Annotated in this window: 36 protein-coding genes; 34 read left to right on the top strand and 2 right to left on the bottom strand. The window is 51.6% G+C overall.

Features of this window, described 5'->3' with window-relative positions; translation table 11 throughout:
• Positions 1-17 precede the first annotated feature (17 nt).
• Both ACK13D_RS16255 and slyD read left to right on the top strand, forming a co-directional pair.
• On the top strand, positions 18-212 hold the full coding sequence (locus ACK13D_RS16255; RefSeq protein ID WP_010253033.1) for a YheV family putative zinc ribbon protein: 195 nt from the start codon (positions 18-20) through the stop codon (positions 210-212).
• A 197-nt stretch (positions 213-409) separates the two neighbouring features.
• Positions 410-976, top strand: a complete 567-nt coding sequence (gene slyD / locus ACK13D_RS16250) for a peptidylprolyl isomerase (protein WP_010671583.1) — start codon at positions 410-412, stop codon at positions 974-976.
• 95 nt (positions 977-1071) lie between these two features.
• Here slyD and ACK13D_RS16245 read toward each other — a convergent pair whose 3' ends face one another.
• Positions 1072-1290 carry a SlyX family protein gene (locus tag ACK13D_RS16245; RefSeq protein WP_010253031.1) on the bottom strand — a complete coding sequence of 73 codons (219 nt, stop codon included), beginning with the start codon at positions 1288-1290 and terminating at the stop codon, positions 1072-1074.
• Between the two features lie 269 nt (positions 1291-1559).
• Here ACK13D_RS16245 and fkpA point away from each other — a divergent pair, with 269 nt between their 5' ends.
• The 11 genes from fkpA (at position 1560) to bfr (ending at position 9799) form a co-directional block, all read left to right on the top strand.
• Positions 1560-2405 (top strand): FKBP-type peptidyl-prolyl cis-trans isomerase, encoded by an 846-nt coding sequence (gene fkpA / locus ACK13D_RS16240; protein WP_010253030.1) that lies wholly within the window; start codon positions 1560-1562, stop codon positions 2403-2405.
• A gap of 166 nt (positions 2406-2571) precedes the next feature.
• A complete protein-coding gene (locus tag ACK13D_RS16235) occupies positions 2572-3294 on the top strand; it encodes a helix-turn-helix transcriptional regulator (RefSeq protein ID WP_111534719.1) in 723 nt (240 codons plus the stop codon).
• Positions 3294-3680 carry a sulfurtransferase complex subunit TusD gene (tusD, locus tag ACK13D_RS16230; RefSeq protein WP_010671584.1) on the top strand — a complete coding sequence of 129 codons (387 nt, stop codon included), beginning with the start codon at positions 3294-3296 and terminating at the stop codon, positions 3678-3680. The genes ACK13D_RS16235 and tusD overlap by 1 nt, the downstream gene beginning before the upstream one ends.
• A complete protein-coding gene (gene tusC / locus ACK13D_RS16225) occupies positions 3680-4039 on the top strand; it encodes a sulfurtransferase complex subunit TusC (protein WP_010253027.1) in 360 nt (119 codons plus the stop codon). The genes tusD and tusC overlap by 1 nt, the downstream gene beginning before the upstream one ends.
• Positions 4040-4048: 9 nt before the next feature.
• On the top strand, positions 4049-4336 hold the full coding sequence (gene tusB, locus ACK13D_RS16220; protein ID WP_033768100.1) for a sulfurtransferase complex subunit TusB: 288 nt from the start codon (positions 4049-4051) through the stop codon (positions 4334-4336).
• Positions 4337-4460: 124 nt separating this feature from the next.
• Positions 4461-4835 (top strand): 30S ribosomal protein S12, encoded by a 375-nt coding sequence (gene rpsL, locus ACK13D_RS16215; protein ID WP_003852912.1) that lies wholly within the window; start codon positions 4461-4463, stop codon positions 4833-4835.
• A 96-nt stretch (positions 4836-4931) separates the two neighbouring features.
• Positions 4932-5402 carry a 30S ribosomal protein S7 gene (gene rpsG, locus ACK13D_RS16210; RefSeq protein ID WP_003852909.1) on the top strand — a complete coding sequence of 157 codons (471 nt, stop codon included), beginning with the start codon at positions 4932-4934 and terminating at the stop codon, positions 5400-5402.
• Between the two features lie 90 nt (positions 5403-5492).
• Positions 5493-7607 carry an elongation factor G gene (fusA, locus tag ACK13D_RS16205; RefSeq protein WP_010253020.1) on the top strand — a complete coding sequence of 705 codons (2115 nt, stop codon included), beginning with the start codon at positions 5493-5495 and terminating at the stop codon, positions 7605-7607.
• A gap of 68 nt (positions 7608-7675) precedes the next feature.
• Positions 7676-8860 carry an elongation factor Tu gene (tuf, locus tag ACK13D_RS16200; RefSeq protein ID WP_418796860.1) on the top strand — a complete coding sequence of 395 codons (1185 nt, stop codon included), beginning with the start codon at positions 7676-7678 and terminating at the stop codon, positions 8858-8860.
• 170 nt (positions 8861-9030) lie between these two features.
• Positions 9031-9225 (top strand): bacterioferritin-associated ferredoxin, encoded by a 195-nt coding sequence (bfd, locus tag ACK13D_RS16195; RefSeq protein WP_010671585.1) that lies wholly within the window; start codon positions 9031-9033, stop codon positions 9223-9225.
• Positions 9226-9325: 100 nt separating this feature from the next.
• Positions 9326-9799, top strand: coding sequence for a bacterioferritin (gene bfr / locus ACK13D_RS16190; protein ID WP_010253012.1), 474 nt, complete (start codon positions 9326-9328; stop codon positions 9797-9799).
• Here the strand turns inward: bfr and ACK13D_RS16185 are convergent.
• Positions 9786-10559, bottom strand: a complete 774-nt coding sequence (locus tag ACK13D_RS16185) for a prepilin peptidase (protein WP_418796858.1) — start codon at positions 10557-10559, stop codon at positions 9786-9788. The two genes, bfr and ACK13D_RS16185, sit on opposite strands and share 14 nt — an antisense overlap.
• A 393-nt stretch (positions 10560-10952) precedes the next feature.
• Here ACK13D_RS16185 and rpsJ point away from each other — a divergent pair, with 393 nt between their 5' ends.
• The 21 genes from rpsJ to rpmD all read left to right on the top strand — a co-directional run bounded on the left by rpsJ (position 10953) and on the right by rpmD (position 21470).
• Entirely contained in the window at positions 10953-11264 is a 312-nt protein-coding gene (gene rpsJ, locus ACK13D_RS16180; RefSeq protein WP_001181005.1) for a 30S ribosomal protein S10, read from the top strand.
• Between the two features lie 32 nt (positions 11265-11296).
• Positions 11297-11926 carry a 50S ribosomal protein L3 gene (gene rplC, locus ACK13D_RS16175; RefSeq protein ID WP_003850712.1) on the top strand — a complete coding sequence of 210 codons (630 nt, stop codon included), beginning with the start codon at positions 11297-11299 and terminating at the stop codon, positions 11924-11926.
• Positions 11927-11936: 10 nt separating this feature from the next.
• Complete coding sequence (gene rplD / locus ACK13D_RS16170) at positions 11937-12542, top strand: 50S ribosomal protein L4 (protein ID WP_003850711.1); 606 nt, start codon at positions 11937-11939, stop codon at positions 12540-12542.
• The gene (gene rplW / locus ACK13D_RS16165; protein WP_003850708.1) at positions 12539-12841 is read left to right on the top strand and encodes a 50S ribosomal protein L23; all 303 of its coding nucleotides are present in this window, start codon (positions 12539-12541) and stop codon (positions 12839-12841) included. Before rplD ends, rplW begins: the two co-directional genes overlap by 4 nt.
• Before the next feature lie 17 nt (positions 12842-12858).
• Positions 12859-13680 carry a 50S ribosomal protein L2 gene (gene rplB, locus ACK13D_RS16160; RefSeq protein WP_008927137.1) on the top strand — a complete coding sequence of 274 codons (822 nt, stop codon included), beginning with the start codon at positions 12859-12861 and terminating at the stop codon, positions 13678-13680.
• Between the two features lie 16 nt (positions 13681-13696).
• Positions 13697-13975, top strand: coding sequence for a 30S ribosomal protein S19 (rpsS, locus tag ACK13D_RS16155; RefSeq protein WP_001138115.1), 279 nt, complete (start codon positions 13697-13699; stop codon positions 13973-13975).
• A gap of 13 nt (positions 13976-13988) precedes the next feature.
• Positions 13989-14321: a 50S ribosomal protein L22 gene (gene rplV / locus ACK13D_RS16150; protein ID WP_008927136.1), complete on the top strand. Its 333-nt coding sequence runs from the start codon at positions 13989-13991 to the stop codon at positions 14319-14321.
• A 17-nt stretch (positions 14322-14338) separates the two neighbouring features.
• Positions 14339-15037, top strand: a complete 699-nt coding sequence (gene rpsC, locus ACK13D_RS16145; protein ID WP_009087585.1) for a 30S ribosomal protein S3 — start codon at positions 14339-14341, stop codon at positions 15035-15037.
• A gap of 12 nt (positions 15038-15049) precedes the next feature.
• The gene (gene rplP / locus ACK13D_RS16140; protein WP_008927134.1) at positions 15050-15460 is read left to right on the top strand and encodes a 50S ribosomal protein L16; all 411 of its coding nucleotides are present in this window, start codon (positions 15050-15052) and stop codon (positions 15458-15460) included.
• Positions 15460-15651 carry a 50S ribosomal protein L29 gene (gene rpmC / locus ACK13D_RS16135; protein WP_003850146.1) on the top strand — a complete coding sequence of 64 codons (192 nt, stop codon included), beginning with the start codon at positions 15460-15462 and terminating at the stop codon, positions 15649-15651. Before rplP ends, rpmC begins: the two co-directional genes overlap by 1 nt.
• Positions 15651-15905, top strand: a complete 255-nt coding sequence (gene rpsQ, locus ACK13D_RS16130; RefSeq protein WP_003850147.1) for a 30S ribosomal protein S17 — start codon at positions 15651-15653, stop codon at positions 15903-15905. The genes rpmC and rpsQ overlap by 1 nt, the downstream gene beginning before the upstream one ends.
• A gap of 358 nt (positions 15906-16263) precedes the next feature.
• Positions 16264-17616, top strand: a complete 1353-nt coding sequence (locus ACK13D_RS16125) for an 8-oxoguanine deaminase (RefSeq protein ID WP_418796849.1) — start codon at positions 16264-16266, stop codon at positions 17614-17616.
• Positions 17617-17864: 248 nt separating this feature from the next.
• The gene (rplN, locus tag ACK13D_RS16120; protein WP_006120590.1) at positions 17865-18236 is read left to right on the top strand and encodes a 50S ribosomal protein L14; all 372 of its coding nucleotides are present in this window, start codon (positions 17865-17867) and stop codon (positions 18234-18236) included.
• Positions 18237-18246: 10 nt separating this feature from the next.
• Entirely contained in the window at positions 18247-18561 is a 315-nt protein-coding gene (gene rplX / locus ACK13D_RS16115) for a 50S ribosomal protein L24 (protein WP_003850150.1), read from the top strand.
• A gap of 14 nt (positions 18562-18575) precedes the next feature.
• Positions 18576-19115, top strand: coding sequence for a 50S ribosomal protein L5 (gene rplE / locus ACK13D_RS16110; RefSeq protein WP_003850155.1), 540 nt, complete (start codon positions 18576-18578; stop codon positions 19113-19115).
• A 14-nt stretch (positions 19116-19129) separates the two neighbouring features.
• On the top strand, positions 19130-19435 hold the full coding sequence (gene rpsN, locus ACK13D_RS16105; protein ID WP_008927132.1) for a 30S ribosomal protein S14: 306 nt from the start codon (positions 19130-19132) through the stop codon (positions 19433-19435).
• Between the two features lie 32 nt (positions 19436-19467).
• Complete coding sequence (gene rpsH / locus ACK13D_RS16100) at positions 19468-19860, top strand: 30S ribosomal protein S8 (protein WP_003850158.1); 393 nt, start codon at positions 19468-19470, stop codon at positions 19858-19860.
• Positions 19861-19873: 13 nt separating this feature from the next.
• Complete coding sequence (gene rplF / locus ACK13D_RS16095) at positions 19874-20407, top strand: 50S ribosomal protein L6 (RefSeq protein ID WP_003850161.1); 534 nt, start codon at positions 19874-19876, stop codon at positions 20405-20407.
• A gap of 9 nt (positions 20408-20416) precedes the next feature.
• Positions 20417-20770 carry a 50S ribosomal protein L18 gene (gene rplR / locus ACK13D_RS16090; RefSeq protein WP_003850163.1) on the top strand — a complete coding sequence of 118 codons (354 nt, stop codon included), beginning with the start codon at positions 20417-20419 and terminating at the stop codon, positions 20768-20770.
• Between the two features lie 14 nt (positions 20771-20784).
• Positions 20785-21285 (top strand): 30S ribosomal protein S5, encoded by a 501-nt coding sequence (gene rpsE, locus ACK13D_RS16085; protein WP_003850164.1) that lies wholly within the window; start codon positions 20785-20787, stop codon positions 21283-21285.
• 5 nt (positions 21286-21290) lie between these two features.
• Entirely contained in the window at positions 21291-21470 is a 180-nt protein-coding gene (gene rpmD, locus ACK13D_RS16080; RefSeq protein ID WP_003850166.1) for a 50S ribosomal protein L30, read from the top strand.
• Positions 21471-21472: the final 2 nt, after the last annotated feature.

Genomic DNA, 21472 nt, shown 5'->3' with positions numbered 1-21472 from the left:
TAAACAGGCAGAAGCTAATGCGTAAACGTTTTATTGCTGGTGCGACATGCCCGCACTGCCAGGAGAAGGACACGCTGGCAATGTGGCGTGAAAATAATGTCGATGTGGTGGAGTGCGTGAAGTGTGGTCACCAGATGCGTGAGGCCGATAAGCAGGCGCGCGATCAGGTTCGCACTAATGAGCAGGTTATCGGTATTTTTCATCCTGAGTAGCGGAATGGCGCAGCTTTTTTTACGCCTGGACTTACAGCGGGATTGAATTCCGTTACAATTGTCGCCATTAACGCTGTAGTCGCAAGAGAAAGTGAAAACCCTCTTGTACTCAGCCCCGAACCTTTCTGGTTGGTGTTATTGCACGAAAGAATAGACCAATGAGACGGGATCTCAGCTCTCAACGGTTAGGAGATATCATGAAAGTAGCAAAAGACCTGGTGGTAAGCCTGGCCTATCAGGTACGTACAGAAGACGGCGTGTTAGTTGACGAGTCACCGGTGAGTGCACCGTTAGACTACCTGCACGGTCATGGTTCCCTGATTTCTGGTCTGGAAAATGCGCTGGAAAACCACATTGCCGGCGACAAGTTTGACGTGCATATCCCGGCAAACGATGCCTACGGTCAGTATGACGATAACCTGGTGCAGCGCGTTCCTAAAGACGTCTTCATGGGCGTTGACGAACTGCAGGTTGGCATGCGCTTCCTGGCAGAAACCGATCAGGGCCCGGTACCGGTAGAAATCACCGAAGTGGAAGATGATCACGTCGTGGTTGATGGTAACCACATGCTGGCGGGTCAGAACCTGAACTTCAACGTTGAAGTGGTTGCTATCCGCGAAGCCACGCCGGAAGAACTGGCTCATGGCCATGTTCACGGTGCAGATGGCCATCATCATGACCACGATCACGGCCATGATCACGACCACGACCATGATCAGGGTAAAGGCGGTTGTGGCACTGGCGGCTGCGGCTGCAGCCACTAAGTCTCAACAGACCTTTCAAGGCCACCCTCGGGTGGCCTTTCTTTTGGCGCGTATTCTGGTTCTGCCCGGGTAAGCCGGGGCCAGATAGCCCGCGATCAGTAGTGCGGTGGTGGCGTCTCTTCAGATTGTGAGGCGACGATCGATGGCGCATTCGCTTTGAGCTTGTCGGTTAAAATGCGCATCTGCTCACGCATCTTATTCATCTCCAGCTCGTGCTGAACGACCGCGCTGTTCAGCTGATCGATAGTCATCTCCTGAAAGGCCAGTTTGCTCTCCAGCGTCTCCAGACGCTGTTCCCACTCAGATTGTTGCATGACCTGTTCCTCTGTTAAGGTGCGACTCGGGGCGTGATTCTACGATCTGAATGCCAGGAATCACCTGTTTTTTTCACGCCCGGAGGCGTTGCGCTTGAAAAAAGGCAGCGCGGCATCATCTCTGATGAAACTTCCCGATGTTATAAAGGTCGGAGGTTAACCGGGTAATTACATTGTGGGAGTGTTCGACACTGCCACGTAAAGTTATAGTGTGGACCCTGAAGTCCGCAATGTTTCCCGAGGTTAGACGCTTCGGTTTTGGAGAATGGATGAAATCACTGTTTAAAGTCACATTGTTAGCTACCACCATGGCTGTTGCGCTGAATGCTCCGCTGGCAATGGCGGCAGATACCGCTGCGGCGCCACAGGCTGCACCAGCCGCCGCGCCACAGTCTGCGCCTCAGGCACCGAAAAATGCTGCCTTCAAAGATGAAGACCAGCAGTCGGCCTACGCGCTGGGTGCTTCGCTGGGTCGCTACATGGACAACTCCCTGAAGGAGCAGGAAAAACTGGGCATCAAACTGGATAAGCAGCAGCTGATCGCTGGTGTTCAGGATGCATTTGGTGGCAAGAGCAAACTCTCTGATGAAGAGATTGAGCAGACGCTGCAATCCTTTGAAGGCCGCGTGAAAGGCGCAGCCTCAGCAAAAATGGAAAAAGATGCGAAAGAGAACTCTGAAAAGGGCGAAGCTTACGCAACCAAATTTGCTAAAGAGAGCGGCGTGAAGAAAACCGAAAGCGGCCTGCTGTATAAAGTTGAGAAAGAGGGTACCGGCGACGCACCTAAAGACAGCGATACTGTAGTGGTAAACTACAAAGGTACGCTGATTGACGGTACTGAATTCGACAACTCTTATACCCGTGGCGAGCCACTTTCATTCCGTCTGGATGGTGTCATCCCGGGCTGGACTGAAGGTCTGAAGCACGTGAAGAAAGGCGGCAAGATCAAGCTGGTGATCCCACCAAATCTGGCTTACGGCAAAAATGGCGTTCCGGGCATCCCGGCTAACTCCACCCTGGTGTTTGATGTCGAGCTGCTTGATATCAAACCAGCGCCAAAGGCAGATGAAAAAGCACAGGCTCCTGCGCCTGCTGCTGCAGAAAAAGCGCAGTAATCTGCTGACCGCCGCCTCCGGGCGGCGGTTTCATTTCGGCTTCACGACAAACCTCTGGCATAAGCCGACGACATTTGCCAGACTAATGCCTGCCTAATTATCCCAATATTGAGTCTGCCCATAAGCCGCTGTGACAGGCTCCAGCCATTCAGGGTGATACTCTTCAATGTCTAATCCATTCAATCCGGGTGAACTGAGCGACTTCGATCTTCTGGAGCAGCGCCCGTTCGAACAAAGTGATTACGATATTCTGAAATCGTACGAAGCTGTCGTGGATGGCCTGGCGATGTTGATCGGTTCGCATTGTGAAATTGTCCTGCATTCGCTTGAAGATCTTAAGTGTTCGGCCGTGCGTATCGCTAATGGTGAACACACTGGACGTAAAGTCGGTTCGCCTATTACCGATTTAGCCCTGCGTATGCTGCATGATATGCAGGGTGCGGACAGTAATGTCTCCCGTGCTTACTTCACACGTGCTAAAAGCGGCGTGCTGATGAAATCGGTCACGATTGCGATTCGTAACCGTCAGCAGCGGGTCATTGGCTTGCTCTGCATCAACATGAACCTTGATGTGCCGTTCTCACAGATCATGTCGACCTTTATGCCGCCCGAGATGCAGCAGGTTGACTCCAACGTCAACTTCGCCAGTTCGGTAGACGATCTGGTGATGCAGACGCTGGAGTTCACCATTGAAGAGGTGAGTGCTGACCGTAATGTATCGAACAACGCCAAGAATCGTCAGATTGTGCTGAACCTGTATGAGAAGGGGATCTTCGACATCAAGGATGCCATCAACCAGGTGGCCGATCGGCTGAATATTTCCAAACACACCGTCTATCTCTATATCCGTCAGTTTAAAAATGGCGACTTCCAGGGGCAGGAGCGGTAATGCGTTACACCCTGCTGGTCACCGGCCCGGCTTACGGTACGCAACAGGCGACCAGTGCCTGGCTGTTTGCCTGCGCACTGCTGACGGCAGGCCATCAGCTTGACAGTGTTTTCTTCTATCGCGAAGGGGTGCTGAACGCTAACCAACTGACGTCGCCCGCCAGTGATGAGTTTGATCTGGTGCGCGCATGGCAGACATTGCATCAGGAGCAGGGTGTGGCACTGAATATTTGTGTGGCGGCCGCGCTGCGTCGTGGCGTCAGCGACCAGCAGGAAGCGGCACGACTCCAGCTGGCGGGCAGTAACCTGCAGCCGGGCTTTACCCTGAGCGGGCTGGGCGCGCTGGCGGAAGCGGCGCTGAGCTGTGAACGCATGGTGCAGTTCTGATGAATCGGGTCGCGTTTGTCTTTACCCGGGCGCCGCACGGCAGCAGCGCAGGACGTGAGGGGCTGGATGCCGCGCTGGCCACGGGCGCGCTCAGTGAGGATATCGGCCTGTTTTTTATCGGTGATGGCGTGCTGCAGCTTAATCTGCACCAGCAACCTGAGACGATTAAGAGCCGTCACTATGCCGCGACCTTTGGCGTGCTGGCACTATATGAGATTGAACACTGCTATCTCTGCCGGACATCGCTGATAGCGCGTGGATTAGAGGTTGACGCTGACCGGTTGCTGGATGTTACGCTACTGGACGCGCCGGCACTGCGACAGACGCTGGCCAGCTACGATCGCATTCTTACTTTTTAAGAGACGTTAATGCTGCATACGTTACTGCACTCACCGGCACACTGTGACCTTGAGAGCCTGCTTTTAATGGCGGGTGCGGGTGATGACCTGCTGCTGTTGCAGGATGGCGTGCTGGCCGCTATAGCTGGCAGCCACGCATTGATGCGACTGTCAGAGAGCGAAGCAACGCTCTGGGTGCTGGACGAAGATGTCCAGGCTCGCGGTCTCGCTGGACAAATTTCGACCCGTGTGCAGTCAGTAGACTATACTGGGTTTGTCACGCTAACGATCAGGCATCAGCAACAAATGGTCTGGTAATCGGCTAAAACCTGGTTATTTCTTGACACCCCTTTGACTCAGCCCTAAAATTCTGCCTCCTCGTAATTCTACGAGGCGATTTATTACGTGTTTACGAAGCAAAAGCAAATCCAGGAGCTATTTAATGGCAACAGTTAACCAGCTGGTTCGCAAACCACGCGTCCGCAAAGTTGCAAAGAGCAACGTGCCGGCGCTGGAAGCTTGCCCGCAAAAACGTGGCGTTTGTACTCGTGTGTACACCACCACTCCTAAGAAACCAAACTCCGCACTGCGTAAAGTCTGCCGTGTGCGTTTGACCAACGGTTTTGAAGTTACCTCCTACATTGGTGGTGAAGGTCATAACCTGCAGGAACACTCCGTGATCCTGATCCGTGGCGGTCGTGTAAAAGACCTGCCAGGTGTGCGTTACCACACCGTTCGTGGCGCGCTTGACTGCTCAGGTGTTAAAGACCGTAAGCAGGCTCGCTCCAAGTACGGCGTGAAGAAGCCAAAGGCTTAATGGTTCTCCGTTAAGTAAGGCCAAACGTTTTAAATTAAATGTCAAAATAAACTCATCGAGTTTTGGACAATCCTGAATTAACAACGGAGTATTTCCATGCCACGTCGTCGCGTCATTGGTCAGCGTAAAATTCTGCCAGATCCTAAGTTCGGATCAGAGCTGCTGGCCAAATTTGTAAATATCCTGATGGTAGATGGTAAAAAATCTACTGCAGAATCAATCGTTTATACCGCGCTTGAGACCCTGGCTCAGCGTTCAGGTAAAAACGCGCTGGAATCTTTTGAAGTAGCCCTGGAAAACGTGCGTCCGACTGTCGAAGTTAAGTCACGTCGCGTTGGTGGTTCTACTTATCAGGTACCAGTAGAAGTCCGTCCGGTTCGTCGTAATGCTCTGGCAATGCGCTGGATCGTAGATGCTGCTCGTAAACGCGGTGATAAATCAATGGCTCTTCGCCTGGCGAACGAACTTTCTGATGCTGCAGAGAACAAAGGTACAGCAGTTAAGAAACGTGAAGACGTTCACCGCATGGCAGAAGCCAACAAGGCGTTCGCACACTACCGTTGGTAATCACCACGTAGTTGTTAAACCAGCGGGCGCTCAATCAGCCAACCCGCTGGGGTCGACTTACCTTGAACGTCCGAGAATCAGAGGAATCAAATGGCTCGTAAAACACCCATTGCCCGCTACCGTAATATCGGTATCAGTGCGCACATCGACGCCGGTAAGACTACCACTACCGAACGCGTTCTGTTCTACACCGGTGTAAACCACAAAATCGGTGAAGTACATGACGGCGCAGCAACCATGGACTGGATGGAGCAGGAACAGGAACGTGGTATTACCATCACCTCCGCTGCGACCACCTGTTACTGGTCTGGTATGGCCAAGCAGTTTGAACCACACCACGTAAACATTATCGACACCCCAGGACACGTTGACTTCACCATCGAAGTTGAACGTTCTATGCGTGTGCTTGATGGCGCGGTAATGGTTTACTGTGCAGTTGGTGGCGTTCAGCCACAGTCTGAGACCGTATGGCGTCAGGCTAACAAATATAAAGTTCCACGCATTGCGTTCGTTAACAAAATGGACCGCATGGGTGCTAACTTCCTGAAAGTTGTTAAACAGATGGAAGTTCGTCTGGGCGCAACTCCAGTTCCTCTGCAGCTGGCTATCGGCGCAGAAGAGAAATTCACCGGTGTTGTTGACCTGGTGAAAATGAAAGCAATCAACTGGAACGACGCAGACCAGGGTGTAACCTTCGTCTACGAAGATATCCCAGCTGATATGCAGGAACTGGCTGAAGAATGGCATGCGAAGCTGGTTGAAGCCGCTGCTGAAGGCTCTGATGAGCTGATGGAGAAATTCTTCGGTGGTGAAGAACTGACTGAAGAAGAGATCAAAACATCTCTGCGTAAGCGTGTTCTGAACAACGAAATTATCCTGGTAACCTGTGGTTCTGCATTTAAGAACAAAGGTGTTCAGGCGATGCTGGATGCAGTTGTTGAATATCTGCCAGCACCGACTGACGTTACCGCGATCAACGGTATGCTGGACGACGGTAAAGACACGCCGGCTGTTCGTCACTCTGATGACAACGAGCCGTTTGCTGCACTGGCGTTCAAAATCGCTACCGACCCGTTCGTGGGTAACTTAACCTTCTTCCGCGTTTACTCTGGTGTTGTTAACACGGGTGACACCGTGTTCAACCCGGTTAAGTCAAACCGTGAGCGTCTGGGCCGTATCGTTCAGATGCACGCTAACAAGCGTGAAGAGATTAAAGAAGTTCGTGCGGGTGATATCGCAGCTGCGATCGGCCTGAAAGATGTGACCACTGGTGACACCCTGTGTGACCCAGATAACGTCATCATCCTTGAGCGCATGGAGTTCCCGGAGCCGGTCATCTCTATCGCCGTTGAGCCAAAAACCAAAGCTGACCAGGAAAAAATGGGTCTGGCTCTGGGCCGTCTGGCAAAAGAAGACCCATCATTCCGCGTATGGACTGATGAAGAATCTAACCAGACCATCATCGCCGGTATGGGTGAATTGCACCTCGACATCATCGTTGACCGTATGAAGCGTGAGTTCAACGTTGAAGCAAACGTGGGTAAACCACAGGTTGCTTACCGTGAAGCGATTCGCAACAAAGTTACCGATGTTGAAGGTAAACACGCCAAGCAGTCTGGTGGTCGTGGTCAGTATGGCCATGTTGTTATCGACATGTACCCACTGGAGCCAGGTTCGAACCCGAAAGGCTACGAATTTGTCAACGACATCAAAGGTGGTGTGATTCCTGGTGAATACATCCCTGCGGTTGACAAAGGTATCCAGGAGCAGCTGAAATCAGGCCCTCTGGCTGGTTACCCGGTTGTGGATCTGGGCGTGCGTCTGCACTTCGGTTCTTACCACGATGTCGACTCCTCAGAACTGGCGTTTAAACTGGCCGCGTCTCTTGCCTTCAAACAAGGCTTTAAACAAGCGACACCTGTTCTGCTTGAGCCTATCATGAAGGTTGAAGTTGAAACGCCAGAAGAGAACACGGGTGATGTCATCGGTGACCTTAGCCGTCGTCGTGGTATGCTCAAAGGGCAGGAATCTAACGCTACTGGCGTTCAGATTCACGCTGAAGTTCCGTTGTCTGAGATGTTCGGATACGCAACTCAGCTGCGTTCTCTGACCAAAGGTCGTGCTTCTTACTCCATGGAGTTCCTGAAGTATGACGATGCGCCAAACAACGTAGCGCAGGCCGTTATTGAAGCTCGTAGCAAATAAGCTACGGTTTAAATTTGAACTGATGCCTTCACCCAGATGGTGAAGGCACAACGTAAGGAATTATCGCCATGGCGAAAGAGCAATTTCAGCGTAACAAACTGCACGTAAACGTGGGCACCATCGGTCACGTCGACCACGGTAAAACCACCCTGACTGCAGCTATCACCACCGTACTGTCTAAAACTTACGGCGGCCAGGCTCGTGCATTCGATCAGATCGATAACGCACCAGAAGAGAAAGCACGTGGTATCACCATCAACACTTCACACGTTGAGTATGAAACCCCGACTCGCCACTATGCGCACGTTGACTGCCCAGGCCACGCCGACTATGTGAAAAACATGATCACCGGTGCTGCGCAGATGGACGGCGCGATCCTGGTTGTTGCTGCGACTGATGGCCCAATGCCACAGACCCGTGAGCACATCCTGCTGGGTCGCCAGGTTGGCGTTCCTTACATCATCGTGTTCCTGAACAAGTGTGACATGGTTGATGATGAAGAGCTGCTGGAACTGGTAGAGATGGAAGTACGTGACCTGCTGTCACAGTACGACTTCCCAGGCGATGACACCCCAATCGTTCGTGGTTCTGCTCTGAAAGCGCTGGAAGGCGTTCCAGAGTGGGAAGCAAAAATCGTTGAGCTGGCTGAACACCTGGACAACTACATCCCGGATCCAGTCCGTGCGATCGACATGCCGTTCCTGCTGCCAATCGAAGACGTATTCTCAATCTCTGGCCGTGGTACCGTTGTTACCGGTCGTGTTGAGCGCGGCATCGTTAAAGTCGGCGACGAAGTTGAAATCGTTGGTATCAAAGATACTGTGAAATCAACCTGTACCGGTGTTGAGATGTTCCGTAAGCTGCTGGACCAGGGTCAGGCAGGCGAAAACTGTGGTGTTCTGCTGCGCGGTATCAAGCGTGAAGACATCCAGCGTGGCCAGGTTCTGGCTAAGCCAGGCTCAATCAAGCCGCACACCCAGTTCGAGTCAGAAGTTTACGTTCTGTCTAAAGACGAAGGTGGCCGCCATACTCCGTTCTTCAAAGGCTATCGTCCACAGTTCTACTTCCGTACAACTGACGTAACCGGTTCAGTAGAGCTGCCAGAAGGCGTTGAGATGGTCATGCCAGGCGACAACATCAAAATGGTTGTTACCCTGATCCACCCAATCGCAATGGACGAAGGTCTGCGCTTCGCAATCCGCGAAGGCGGCCGTACCGTTGGCGCGGGTGTTGTTGCTAAAGTTATCGCTTAATTGTGATATCTGCTGTGGCTGTGTAAATGGCCACTGCAACACAGTAAAAAGAGCACTTCGGTGCTCTTTTTTTTGCTCTGAAAACGCCATAACCCTGCAAAGGGTGGGTTTGAAATAAAAACGATTCGCATTTACACTATGTACAGAAAATGTACCCGAGTGATGAATCAATGTACGTCTGCCTGTGTAATGCCATCAGTGATAAAACCCTTCGTGAAGTCGTGCGTCGCTATCAGCCCAAATCTATTCAGCAACTGCGCCAGCTTGTGCCGGTCGGCAAGCAATGCGGCAAATGCATTCGTGCTGCGCGTGAAATTATGGATGAAGAGATGCAGCATGCACCACTCTACAAAGAGATAGCCTGACCGACGATCGGCGCGTGAATACCCACAATATCTGTCGCGTTTTTTTGACTTCTTTTTAACCGCATCTACGCTCTAATAAACCAGACGCGGAGGGTTAACAATGAAGGGCGATATCAAAGTTATCAGTCATCTCAACAAACTGCTTGGAAATGAACTGGTTGCTATCAATCAGTACTTTCTTCATGCGCGCATGTTCAAAAACTGGGGTCTGACGCGCCTCAATGATGTGGAATACCATGAATCAATCGATGAGATGAAACATGCCGATAAATATATTGAGCGTATTCTTTTCCTTGAAGGGATCCCAAATCTTCAGGATCTGGGACGGCTCCGTATCGGTGAAGATGTTGAAGAGATGCTGAGTTCAGACCTGAATCTGGAGCTGGAGGGCGCGAAAGACCTACGTGAAGCTATCTCCTATGCTGACAAAGTGCATGACTATGTCAGCCGTGACATGATGATTGAAATCCTGGCTGATGAGGAACATCACATCGACTGGATTGAGACGGAACTTGAGTTAATCCAGAAGATGGGCATCCAGAACTATCTGCAGGCTCAAATCAAACAAGAGTGAATCGGGTCTGCAGCACTATCGTTACCCAGCCCGCAATGGCCAGGAAAGGGCCAAACGGCAGCGGGCTGTCCCCCTGAATAAAACCCCGCAGTTGCAGCATCACGATCGACGTCAGCGCCATAACGGTGGCACCCAGCGCAATCCAGGGTAATGCCTGCCAGCCACAGCAGGCACCTAACGCTGCGAAAAGCTTGATATCGCCATAACCTAATCCCTCGTACCCCCGCATCTGCCGATAGCTCCAGGCGAGCAGCCACAACGCACAGTAGCCCGCCACAGCACCCCATATCGCCGTTGTTTCGGTTCCGGACAGCGTGGCATGGAATAATCCGGACCAGAGCAGCAGATAATTGAGCGGGTCAGGTATACAGAAGTGGCGACGATCGATGGCAGCCACGAGCAGCAAGAGGCCTGAGGCCGTAATAATAAAAATAGCCTCCGCAGAGTGGTCAAAACTCTGCAGCACCAGCAGGCACAGAAGGGCAAACAGCCATTCAATGACAACGCTTTCTGCGCCGAACGCGCGATGACAGAAGCGACACCGCCCTTTTAAGCCAGGCCAGCTTATTAACGGCAGCGCATCTCGCCACAGCAGGCGCTGCTGGCAATGATTACAGTGCGAACCCGGAAAGCAGAGTAGGGCAAACCATTGAGCGGGTGAGAGGGCGGGGGTGAAGCGCTGGCTGGTCAGCGAAAGAAAGCTTCCCAATGCACCTCCGCCTGCGAGTGCAGCAATGTGAGTTATCAGAGTGGGCGACATGATTATGCTCCGGACGAAAGGTTAGATGCACTCTCGTGGGCAACGGGTTTTGTGTCACCTATGAATGAAGAAGGGCGGAAACAGAGTCACAACTGAATAACTGATTTATCAGCGATACGGCAGTGCAATGCGACGCACGCTTCACGAACCGGCCACAATTTAATGGGTAAAACCTCAACACGGGTTGCTTCCTGAACAGATTTACGTATAATGCGCGGGCCTGCAGATATTGCAGGCGCGATTCGAGCAGAATCGCAGACGGCTGAAATTTAGGCCGCCTGACAATACTCCCAATTGTGGAGTTATATGCTGAACGATTACACTCTCCCATCAATCGTAATGGGCTCGAGTAGTAATTTTTTTCGTCTATAAAAAGTTTGGAGCTCTGGTCTCATGCAGAACCAAAGAATCCGTATCCGTCTTAAAGCGTTTGATCATCGTCTGATCGATCAATCAACCGCGGAAATCGTTGAGACCGCCAAGCGCACTGGTGCGCAGGTTCGTGGTCCAATCCCGCTGCCAACCCGCAAAGAGCGTTTTACTGTTCTGATCTCTCCGCACGTTAACAAAGATGCGCGTGATCAGTACGAAATCCGCACTCACAAGCGTCTGGTAGACATCGTTGAGCCAACTGAAAAAACCGTTGATGCTCTGATGCGTCTGGATCTGGCTGCCGGTGTTGACGTGCAGATCAGCCTGGGTTAATCAGGTCATCGAGCGATTGAGAGGTTGAAACAATGATTGGTTTAGTCGGTAAAAAAGTGGGCATGACCCGCATCTTCACTGAAGATGGCGTTTCTATCCCCGTCACCGTAATCGAAGTTGAAGCGAACCGCGTTACTCAGGTCAAAGGCCTGGAAAACGATGGTTACCAGGCAATTCAGGTTACCACCGGTGCTAAAAAAGCAAACCGTGTGACCAAACCTGAAGCTGGTCATTTTGCTAAAGCTGGCGTTGAAGCTGGCCGTGGCCTGTGGGAATTCCGCACCGCTGAAGGTGAAGAATACTCTGTAGGTCAGAGCATCAGCGTTGAGATTTTCGCTGAAGTTAAGAAAGTTGACGTAACCGGTACCTCTAAAGGTAAAGGTTTCGCCGGTACCGTTAAGCGCTGGAACTTCCGTACCCAGGACGCTACTCACGGTAACTCCTTGTCTCACCGCGTTCCGGGTTCTATCGGTCAGAACCAGACTCCGGGCAAAGTGTTCAAAGGCAAGAAAATGGCAGGTCAGCTGGGTAATGAGCGCGTAACCGTTCAGAGTCTGGACGTAGTACGTGTTGACGCTGAGCGCAACCTGCTGCTGGTTAAAGGTGCAGTTCCCGGTGCTACCGGTAGCGACCTGATCGTTAAACCAGCTGTGAAGGCGTAAGGGGATAGCAATGGAATTAGTATTGAAAGACGCGCAGAGCGCGCTGACTGTTTCCGAAACTACCTTCGGTCGTGATTTCAACGAAGCGCTGGTTCACCAGGTTGTTGTTGCTTACGCATCTGGCGCCCGCCAGGGTACTCGCGCGCAGAAAACTCGCGCCGAAGTAACCGGTTCAGGCAAAAAGCCATGGCGTCAAAAAGGCACCGGCCGTGCGCGTGCAGGTTCTGTAAAGAGCCCAATCTGGCGTTCAGGTGGTGTGACCTTTGCTGCGAAGCCGCAGGACCACAGTCAAAAAGTTAACAAAAAGATGTACCGAGGCGCGCTGAAAAGCATCCTGTCCGAACTGGTACGTCAAGATCGTCTGATCGTTGTCGAATCATTTGCTGTAGAAGCACCGAAAACCAAGCTGCTGGTACAGAAACTGAAAGACATGGCTCTGGAAGACGTGCTGATCATCACCGGTGAACTGGATGAGAATCTGTTCCTGGCTGCGCGCAACCTGTACAAGGTTGACGTACGTGATGCATCCGGTATCGACCCAGTTAGCCTGATCGCCTTCGACAAAGTCGTTATGACTGCTGATGCAGTTAAGCAAGTTGAGGAGATGCTGGCATGATCCGTGAAGAACGTCTGCTGAAAGTACTGCGCGCGCCGCACGTATCTGAAAAAGCATCTAGCGCGATGGAAAAAACCAATACCATCGTTCTCAAAGTTGCTAATGACGCGACCAAAGCAGAGATCGTTGCTGCTGTTGAGAAACTGTTCGAAGTAGAAGTTAAAGACGTAAACACCCTGGTAGTTAAGGGCAAAGTTAAGCGTCAAGGACAGCGTATCGGTCGTCGTAGCGACTGGAAAAAAGCTTACGTCACCCTGAAAGAAGGCCAGAATCTGGACTTCGCTGGCGGCGCTGAGTAAGTCGGAGGAGAAAGACAATGGCAGTTGTTAAATGTAAACCGACATCTCCGGGTCGTCGCCATGTAGTTAAAGTGGTAAACGCGGAGCTGCACAAGGGCAAACCATTTGCCCCGCTGGTAGAAAAAAACAGCAAATCCGGTGGCCGTAACAACAATGGTCGTATCACTACCCGTCATATCGGTGGTGGTCACAAGCAGGCTTATCGTATTGTTGACTTCAAACGCAACAAAGACGGTATCCCGGCAGTTGTTGAACGTCTTGAGTACGATCCGAACCGCTCTGCGAACATCGCACTGGTTCTGTACAAAGACGGCGAACGCCGTTACATCCTGGCCCCTAAAGGCCTGAAAGCCGGCGACCAGATCCAATCTGGCGTTGATGCTGCGATTAAAGCAGGTAACACTCTGCCGATGCGTAACATCCCGGTGGGTTCAACCGTGCATAACGTAGAAATGAAACCAGGCAAAGGCGGTCAGATTGCTCGCTCAGCCGGTGCTTACGTGCAGATCGTTGCGCGTGAAGGTTCTTACGTTACCCTGCGTCTGCGTTCAGGTGAAATGCGTAAAGTCGAGTCTGACTGCCGCGCAACACTGGGCGAAGTCGGCAACGCTGAGCATATGCTGCGCGTTCTGGGTAAAGCTGGTGCAGCCCGTTGGCGTGGTGTTCGTCCTACCGTTCGTGGTACCGCGATGAACCCAGTTGATCACCCGCACGGTGGTGGTGAAGGTCGTAACTTTGGTAAGCACCCGGTAACTCCGTGGGGCGTTCAGACCAAAGGTAAGAAGACCCGTAGCAACAAGCGTACCGATAAGTTTATCGTACGTCGCCGTAGCAAATAATATTAGAGGATAAGCCATGCCACGTTCTCTCAAGAAAGGTCCTTTTATTGACCTGCACTTGCTGAAGAAGGTAGAGAAAGCGGTGGAAAGCGGTGACAAGAAGCCTTTGCGCACTTGGTCCCGTCGTTCAACGATCTTTCCTAACATGATCGGTTTGACCATCGCTGTCCATAATGGTCGTCAGCACGTTCCTGTCTTTGTTTCCGACGAAATGGTTGGTCACAAACTGGGTGAATTCGCGCCGACACGTACTTATCGCGGTCACGCGGCTGATAAAAAAGCCAAGAAGAAATAAGTAGGAGGAAGAGATGGAAACTTTAGCTCAACATCGCCACGCTCGTTCTTCTGCTCAGAAGGTTCGCCTTGTTGCTGACCTGATTCGCGGTAAGAAAGTGTCGCAGGCACTGGACATTTTGACCTACACCAATAAGAAAGCGGCTGTACTGGTCAAAAAAGTTCTGGAATCTGCCATTGCTAACGCCGAACACAACGATGGCGCTGATATCGACGATCTGAAAATCACGAAAATTTTCGTTGATGAAGGTCCGACCATGAAACGCATTATGCCGCGTGCCAAAGGTCGTGCAGATCGCATCCTGAAGCGCACCAGCCACATTACTGTGGTTGTGTCCGATCGCTGAGACTCTGGAGACTAGCAATGGGTCAGAAAGTACATCCTAATGGTATTCGCCTGGGTATTGTAAAACCATGGAACTCTACCTGGTTTGCGAACACCAAAGAATTCGCTGACAACCTGGACAGCGATTTTAAAGTACGTCAGTTTTTGACTAAAGAACTGGCTAAAGCATCTGTCTCTCGTATCGTTATCGAGCGTCCAGCGAAGAGCATCCGTGTGACTATTCACACCGCTCGTCCGGGCATCGTTATCGGTAAGAAAGGCGAAGATGTAGAAAAACTGCGCACGGTCGTCGCGAATATCGCTGGCGTTCCTGCACAGATTAATATCGCCGAAGTCCGCAAGCCGGAACTGGACGCGAAACTGGTAGCTGACAGCATCACTTCACAGCTGGAGCGTCGTGTGATGTTCCGTCGTGCTATGAAGCGTGCAGTTCAGAACGCCATGCGTCTTGGCGCGAAGGGTATTAAAGTCGAAGTTAGCGGCCGTCTGGGTGGCGCCGAGATCGCACGTACCGAATGGTATCGTGAAGGTCGCGTGCCATTGCACACACTGCGTGCTGACATTGACTACAACACCTCTGAAGCGCACACCACTTATGGTGTAATCGGCGTTAAGGTATGGATCTTCAAAGGTGAGATCCTGGGTGGTATGGCTGCTGTTGAACAACCGGAACCGGCTGCTCAACCTAAAAAGCAGCAGCGTAAAGGCCGTAAGTAAGGAGAGTCGCTGATGTTACAACCAAAGCGTACGAAATTCCGTAAAGTGCACAAAGGCCGTAACCGCGGTCTGGCTGCGGGTACGGATGTCAGCTTCGGTACTTTCGGTCTGAAAGCTGTTGGCCGTGGTCGTCTGACTGCTCGTCAGATCGAAGCAGCACGTCGTGCTATGACCCGTGCAGTTAAGCGTCAAGGTAAGATCTGGATCCGAGTATTCCCGGACAAACCGATCACCGAGAAGCCGCTGGAAGTGCGTATGGGTAAAGGTAAGGGTAACGTAGAGTATTGGGTTGCCCTGATCCAGCCTGGTAAAGTCCTGTATGAAATGGACGGCGTACCAGAAGAGCTGGCCCGTGAAGCATTCAAGCTGGCAGCAGCAAAACTGCCTATCAAAACCACCTTTGTAACTAAGACGGTGATGTAATGAAAGCAACTGAGCTGCGTGAAAAAAGCGTTGAAGAGCTGAACACTGAGCTGCTTAATCTGCTGCGTGAGCAATTTAACCTGCGCATGCAGGCAGCATCTGGCCAACTGCAGCAGACTCATCTGCTGAAACAGGTTCGCCGTGATGTTGCACGCGTTAAGACTTTACTGACTGAGAAGGCGGGTTCGTAATGACCGATAAAATCCGTACTCTGCAGGGTCGTGTAGTAAGTGACAAAATGCAGAAATCTGCAGTTGTTGCTATCGAACGTTTCGTGAAACACCCGATCTACGGCAAATTCATTAAACGTACGACCAAGCTGCACATCCATGACGAGAACAATGAATGTGGAATTGGTGACGTGGTAGAAATCCGCGAATGCCGTCCACTGTCCAAGACTAAATCCTGGACCCTGGTTCGCGTAATCGAGAAAGCTGTTCTGTAATAAGAATCGTTTTTTCTGAGGAAACCCTCTGCTTCGGCAGGGGGTTTTTTTTTGCCTGCGATTCGGGCTTGATCCATTTGTGCCCGTGGCAATACGGATTTGATGGTGCTCACAAATTCAGGGATTTGCAGGGATTAAGCTGCCTCTCTTCAGGCGAGGTGGCCTGAAAACGCCAGGCTATAAACGCCGGGGTTATCATAACTGTACAAGGAAATGTGCCGTGAAAATGGAGAGTCATGACCGCTTACGCCGGTCACTGTTAAAATTGCCACTGTTAGCTGCGTTACCTGCGATTAGCTCTGCCAAAAGCTTGCCGCTATTATCGGGTAACACACAACCACTACCCACAGGCAATAGCATGGAACGAACTCTGTTACTGAAGAATGCTGAATGTGTGGTCTGCATGGATGCTGACCGTCGGGAAATAGGTAACGCCTCTATTCTGATAAAAGGAAATAAGATCGTTGCAGTCGGGGAAGCACGCTCGTTACCTGATAGCGCGGATGAGATCATCGATCTGCGAGGACATATTGTCATCCCTGGCCTGATCAATACGCATCACCACATGTATCAGAGCCTGACCCGCGCTATTCCTGCAGTGCAAAACGGCGAGCTCTTTAACTGGCTGACCCACCTCTATCCACTGTGGCAGAATCTGACGCCTGAGATGATTCATATCTCAACACAGATCTCCATGGCCGAGTTAATGCTCTCCGGCTGCACCACCACCAGTGACCATCTCTACGTCTACCCGAATGGCTGTAAGCTTGACGACAGTATTGAGGCTGCAGCCTTAATGGGCATGCGTTTCCATGCTAGCCGGGGCAGCATGAGCGTCGGTAAGTCCCTGGGTGGCTTACCACCCGATGCACTGGTAGAGGATGAAGCCGCCATTCTTAAAGATACGCAGCGTGTGATTGAGCGCTACCATGATGACAGCCACGGTTCGATGTTACGCATCGTGGTTGCGCCATGTTCGCCGTTTTCAGTCAGCCGTGAGCTGATGAAGCAATCCGCAGCGATGGCACGCAGCTTCAATGTCTCTATGCATACCCATCTGGCGGAGAACGACAGCGATATCCGTTATAGCCGTGAAAAATTCAATATGACGCCAGCACAGTATGTTGAAGACCTCGGCTGGGTAGGACCGGATGTCTGGCATGCACACTGCGTCAAACTGGATCAGCATGGCATAGAACTCTTTGCACGTACCGGTACCGGCGTCGCGCATTGTCCCTGCTCGAACATGCGTCTCGGTTCCGGTATTGCGCCGATACGCCATATGTGTGATGCCGGCGTACACGTGGGTATGGGTGTGGATGGCTCAGCCTCCAATGACAGCTCAGACATGATGGCCGAGGTTCGTCAGGCGATGCTGCTGCAACGCGTTGGCTTCGGCCCGGATGCGATGACGGCACGTCAGGCACTGGAACTGGCGACGCTGGGTGGAGCAAAGGTGCTAAACCGCGATGATGTGGGCAACATTGCGCCGGGCATGATGGCCGATCTGGCCATTTTTGACCTGAATCGAATTGGACTTGCCGGGGCAGGGCACGATCCTGTCGCCGCCCTGGTGTTCTGTAATCCGGGACAGGTTGCCTATAGCATCATTAACGGAAAAGTCCGGGTACGGGACGGACAAGTGGCCGGAATTGAACTGCCAGCCGTGTTGCGTCAGCATAACCAACTGGCCAGGAAACTGGCTGGTTGAGTCAGAAGGGCACTTTATTTGGGAGGCGACGAAAAATAAGGCAGATTACATTTGCTACTGTTCGCACTATTCCCTAGAATACGCCCTCCCTGTCATCAGGGGAAATCAGCGGCTCGATTGAGAGCCGTTTATTTTTTCTACCCATCTGTGAGAACCGGTGTTACAATGCCGCGCCCTCAATTATGGGGCTTTCTAACGACCTGAGGTTTAGGTCCCGAAGTAGTAGTTGACATTAGCGGAGCACTAAAATGATCCAAGAACAGACTATGCTGAACGTCGCCGACAACTCCGGTGCACGTCGCGTAATGTGTATCAAGGTTCTGGGTGGCTCGCACCGTCGCTACGCAGGCGTCGGTGACATCATCAAAGTTACCATCAAGGAAGCAATTCCGCGTGGTAAAGTCAAAAAAGGTGATGTCCTGAAGGCGGTAGTGGTGCGCACCAGGAAGGGTGTTCGTCGCCCGGACGGTTCTGTCATTCGCTTCGATGGTAATGCATGCGTTATTCTGAACAATAACAGTGAGCAGCCTATCGGTACGCGTATTTTTGGGCCGGTAACTCGTGAACTTCGTACTGAAAAGTTCATGAAAATTATCTCTCTGGCACCAGAAGTACTCTAAGGAGCGAACAATGGCAGCTAAAATCCGTCGTAACGACGAAGTTATCGTGTTAACCGGTAAAGATAAAGGTAAGCGCGGTAAAGTTAAGAATGTCCTGTCTTCTGGTAAGGTCATCGTTGAAGGTATCAACCTGGTGAAGAAACATCAGAAGCCGGTTCCGGCTCTGAACCAACCAGGTGGCATCGTTGAAAAAGAAGCTGCTATTCAGGTTTCTAACGTTGCACTGTTCAACGCGGCAACTGGTAAGGCTGACCGTGTAGGCTTTAGATTCGAAGACGGCAAAAAAGTCCGTTTCTTCAAGTCTAACAGCGAAACTATCAAGTAATTTGGAGTAGTACGATGGCGAAACTGCATGATTACTACAAAGACGAAGTAGTCCAGAAACTCATGACAGAGTTTGGCTACAATTCTGTCATGCAAGTCCCTCGGGTCGAGAAGATCACCCTGAACATGGGTGTTGGTGAAGCGATCGCTGACAAGAAACTGCTGGATAACGCAGCAGCTGACCTGGCAGCAATCTCCGGTCAAAAACCGCTGGTCACCAAAGCACGCAAATCAGTTGCAGGCTTCAAAATCCGTCAGGGCTATCCGATCGGCTGTAAAGTAACTCTGCGTGGCGAGCGCATGTGGGAGTTCTTTGAGCGTCTGGTCACCATTGCTGTTCCACGTATCCGTGACTTCCGTGGCTTGTCCGCTAAGTCATTCGATGGTCGTGGCAACTACAGCATGGGTGTACGTGAGCAGATCATCTTCCCAGAAATCGACTACGACAAAGTCGATCGCGTTCGTGGTTTGGATATCACCATTACCACTACTGCGAAATCTGATGATGAAGGCCGTGCTCTGCTGGCTGCCTTTGACTTCCCGTTCCGTAAGTAAGGTAGGGTTACTTAATGGCTAAGCAATCTATGAAAGCACGCGAAGTTAAGCGTGCAAAATTAGCAGACAAATTCTTCGCTAAACGCGCTGAACTGAAAGCGATCATCTCTGATGTGAACGCTTCCGACGAAGATCGTTGGGATGCTGTTCTGAAGCTGCAGAGTCTGCCGCGTGATTCCAGCCCTTCGCGTCAGCGTAACCGCTGCCGTCAAACAGGTCGTCCGCACGGTTTCCTGCGGAAGTTTGGGTTGAGCCGTATCAAGGTCCGCGAAGCCGCCATGCGCGGTGAAATCCCGGGCCTGAAAAAGGCTAGCTGGTAATTGTCACCAATTGAATCACGGGAGTAACACAGATGAGCATGCAAGATCCGATCGCGGATATGCTGACCCGTATCCGTAACGGTCAGGCCGCAAACAAAGTTGCGGTCACCATGCCTTCCTCCAAGCTGAAATTGGCAATTGCCAACGTTCTGAAGGAAGAAGGATATATTGAAGATTTCAAAATCGAAGGCGACATCAAGCTGGAACTGGAACTTACTCTCAAGTATTTCCAGGGCAAAGCTGTTGTAGAAAGCATTCAGCGAGTAAGCCGTCCTGGTCTGCGCATCTATAAGAAAAAAGATGAGCTGCCAAAGGTAATGGCTGGTATGGGCATCGCTGTAGTTTCTACATCTAAAGGTGTCATGACTGATCGTGCAGCGCGCCAGGCAGGTCTTGGTGGCGAAATTATCTGCTACGTAGCGTAATCGGAGGATACATATGTCTCGTGTTGCTAAAGCACCTGTCGTTGTTCCTGCCGGCGTAGAGGTAAAACTCAACGGTCAGGTAATTTCGATTAAAGGTAAAAACGGCGAGCTGACTCGTACTATCAATGATGCTGTTGAAGTTAAGCATGCTGACAACGCTCTGACTTTCGCTCCGCGCGAAGGTTTCGTTGACGGCTGGGCGCAGGCGGGTACTTCTCGCGCGCTGCTGAACGCAATGGTAATCGGTGTTACCGAAGGCTTCACTAAGAAGCTGCAGCTGGTTGGTGTAGGTTATCGTGCAGCCGTTAAAGGCGACGTGGTTAACCTGTCTCTGGGCTTTTCTCATCCAGTCGATCACCAGCTGCCCGCGGGTATCACTGCAGAATGTCCAACTCAGACTGAGATCGTGCTGAAAGGCGCTGATAAACAGCTGATTGGTCAGGTTGCAGCGGACTTGCGCGCCTACCGTCGTCCTGAGCCTTATAAAGGCAAGGGTGTCCGTTACGCCGACGAAGTCGTGCGTACCAAAGAGGCTAAGAAGAAGTAAGGTAACACTATGGATAAGAAATCTGCTCGTATCCGTCGTGCGACCCGTGCACGTCGCAAGCTCAAAGAGCTGGGTGCTACTCGCCTGGTGGTACATCGTACCCCGCGTCATATTTACGCACAGGTAATCGCCCCGAACGGTTCCGAAGTTCTGGTCGCTGCTTCTACTGTAGAAAAAGCTATCACTGAACAACTGAAGTATACCGGTAATAAAGAAGCCGCAGCTGCAGTAGGTAAAGCTATCGCAGAACGCGCAATCGAAAAAGGCATCACTGGTGTTTCTTTCGACCGTTCCGGTTTCCAATATCATGGTCGCGTCCAGGCACTGGCAGATGCTGCCCGTGAAGCTGGCCTTCAGTTCTAAGGTAGAGGTCTAAGATGGCACACATCGAGAAACAAGCTGGCGAACTGCAGGAAAAACTGATCGCGGTAAACCGTGTTTCTAAAACTGTTAAAGGTGGTCGTATCTTCTCCTTCACAGCACTGACTGTGGTAGGCGATGGTAATGGTCGCGTAGGTTTTGGTTACGGTAAAGCGCGTGAAGTTCCAGCAGCGATCCAGAAAGCGATGGAGAAAGCCCGTCGCAACATGGTTAACGTCGCGCTGACCAACGGCACCCTGCAGCACCCAGTTAAAGGTGCACACACGGGTTCCCGCGTGTTCATGCAGCCGGCTTCAGAAGGTACCGGTATTATTGCCGGTGGTGCAATGCGCGCCGTTCTGGAAGTCGCTGGAGTTCATAACGTACTGGCAAAAGCCTATGGTTCTACTAACCCGATTAACGTGGTTCGTGCAACTATCGACGGCCTGGGCAATATGAAATCTCCGGAAATGGTCGCTGCTAAGCGTGGTAAATCCGTTGAAGAAATTCTGGGGTAATCACGATGGCTAAGACTATTAAAATCACTCAAACCCGTAGTTCAATCGGCCGCTTGCCTAAGCATAAAGCCACTCTGGTTGGCCTGGGTCTGCGTCGTATTGGCCACACCGTTGAGCGTGAAGACACGCCTGCAGTACGCGGTATGGTTAACGCGGTTTCCTATATGGTTAAAGTGGAGGAGTAAGA

Source organism: Pantoea sp. K16 (assembly GCF_048452805.1).
Classification (GTDB): domain Bacteria; phylum Pseudomonadota; class Gammaproteobacteria; order Enterobacterales; family Enterobacteriaceae; genus Pantoea; species Pantoea agglomerans.
This window is presented reverse-complemented; position numbering and strand designations above follow the sequence as displayed.

Coding starts and splice junctions, on each gene's coding strand:
- rplR (WP_003850163.1), top strand. CDS start 20,417: ATGGATAAGAAATCTGCTCGTATCCGTCGTGCGACCCGTGCACGTCGC.
- rplN (WP_006120590.1), top strand. CDS start 17,865: ATGATCCAAGAACAGACTATGCTGAACGTCGCCGACAACTCCGGTGCA.
- tusB (WP_033768100.1), top strand. CDS start 4,049: ATGCTGCATACGTTACTGCACTCACCGGCACACTGTGACCTTGAGAGC.
- rplC (WP_003850712.1), top strand. CDS start 11,297: ATGATTGGTTTAGTCGGTAAAAAAGTGGGCATGACCCGCATCTTCACT.
- rpsH (WP_003850158.1), top strand. CDS start 19,468: ATGAGCATGCAAGATCCGATCGCGGATATGCTGACCCGTATCCGTAAC.
- ACK13D_RS16235 (WP_111534719.1), top strand. CDS start 2,572: ATGTCTAATCCATTCAATCCGGGTGAACTGAGCGACTTCGATCTTCTG.
- rpsJ (WP_001181005.1), top strand. CDS start 10,953: ATGCAGAACCAAAGAATCCGTATCCGTCTTAAAGCGTTTGATCATCGT.
- rplW (WP_003850708.1), top strand. CDS start 12,539: ATGATCCGTGAAGAACGTCTGCTGAAAGTACTGCGCGCGCCGCACGTA.
- rpsC (WP_009087585.1), top strand. CDS start 14,339: ATGGGTCAGAAAGTACATCCTAATGGTATTCGCCTGGGTATTGTAAAA.
- rplX (WP_003850150.1), top strand. CDS start 18,247: ATGGCAGCTAAAATCCGTCGTAACGACGAAGTTATCGTGTTAACCGGT.
- ACK13D_RS16125 (WP_418796849.1), top strand. CDS start 16,264: ATGGAACGAACTCTGTTACTGAAGAATGCTGAATGTGTGGTCTGCATG.
- ACK13D_RS16185 (WP_418796858.1), bottom strand. CDS start 10,559: ATGTCGCCCACTCTGATAACTCACATTGCTGCACTCGCAGGCGGAGGT.
- rplF (WP_003850161.1), top strand. CDS start 19,874: ATGTCTCGTGTTGCTAAAGCACCTGTCGTTGTTCCTGCCGGCGTAGAG.
- fusA (WP_010253020.1), top strand. CDS start 5,493: ATGGCTCGTAAAACACCCATTGCCCGCTACCGTAATATCGGTATCAGT.
- tusD (WP_010671584.1), top strand. CDS start 3,294: ATGCGTTACACCCTGCTGGTCACCGGCCCGGCTTACGGTACGCAACAG.
- rpsG (WP_003852909.1), top strand. CDS start 4,932: ATGCCACGTCGTCGCGTCATTGGTCAGCGTAAAATTCTGCCAGATCCT.
- rpmD (WP_003850166.1), top strand. CDS start 21,291: ATGGCTAAGACTATTAAAATCACTCAAACCCGTAGTTCAATCGGCCGC.
- rpsQ (WP_003850147.1), top strand. CDS start 15,651: ATGACCGATAAAATCCGTACTCTGCAGGGTCGTGTAGTAAGTGACAAA.
- rplE (WP_003850155.1), top strand. CDS start 18,576: ATGGCGAAACTGCATGATTACTACAAAGACGAAGTAGTCCAGAAACTC.
- fkpA (WP_010253030.1), top strand. CDS start 1,560: ATGAAATCACTGTTTAAAGTCACATTGTTAGCTACCACCATGGCTGTT.
- tuf (WP_418796860.1), top strand. CDS start 7,676: ATGGCGAAAGAGCAATTTCAGCGTAACAAACTGCACGTAAACGTGGGC.
- rplB (WP_008927137.1), top strand. CDS start 12,859: ATGGCAGTTGTTAAATGTAAACCGACATCTCCGGGTCGTCGCCATGTA.
- rpsS (WP_001138115.1), top strand. CDS start 13,697: ATGCCACGTTCTCTCAAGAAAGGTCCTTTTATTGACCTGCACTTGCTG.
- rpsN (WP_008927132.1), top strand. CDS start 19,130: ATGGCTAAGCAATCTATGAAAGCACGCGAAGTTAAGCGTGCAAAATTA.
- rplV (WP_008927136.1), top strand. CDS start 13,989: ATGGAAACTTTAGCTCAACATCGCCACGCTCGTTCTTCTGCTCAGAAG.
- rpsL (WP_003852912.1), top strand. CDS start 4,461: ATGGCAACAGTTAACCAGCTGGTTCGCAAACCACGCGTCCGCAAAGTT.
- tusC (WP_010253027.1), top strand. CDS start 3,680: ATGAATCGGGTCGCGTTTGTCTTTACCCGGGCGCCGCACGGCAGCAGC.
- rpmC (WP_003850146.1), top strand. CDS start 15,460: ATGAAAGCAACTGAGCTGCGTGAAAAAAGCGTTGAAGAGCTGAACACT.
- rpsE (WP_003850164.1), top strand. CDS start 20,785: ATGGCACACATCGAGAAACAAGCTGGCGAACTGCAGGAAAAACTGATC.
- ACK13D_RS16255 (WP_010253033.1), top strand. CDS start 18: ATGCGTAAACGTTTTATTGCTGGTGCGACATGCCCGCACTGCCAGGAG.
- ACK13D_RS16245 (WP_010253031.1), bottom strand. CDS start 1,290: ATGCAACAATCTGAGTGGGAACAGCGTCTGGAGACGCTGGAGAGCAAA.
- bfr (WP_010253012.1), top strand. CDS start 9,326: ATGAAGGGCGATATCAAAGTTATCAGTCATCTCAACAAACTGCTTGGA.
- bfd (WP_010671585.1), top strand. CDS start 9,031: ATGTACGTCTGCCTGTGTAATGCCATCAGTGATAAAACCCTTCGTGAA.
- slyD (WP_010671583.1), top strand. CDS start 410: ATGAAAGTAGCAAAAGACCTGGTGGTAAGCCTGGCCTATCAGGTACGT.
- rplD (WP_003850711.1), top strand. CDS start 11,937: ATGGAATTAGTATTGAAAGACGCGCAGAGCGCGCTGACTGTTTCCGAA.
- rplP (WP_008927134.1), top strand. CDS start 15,050: ATGTTACAACCAAAGCGTACGAAATTCCGTAAAGTGCACAAAGGCCGT.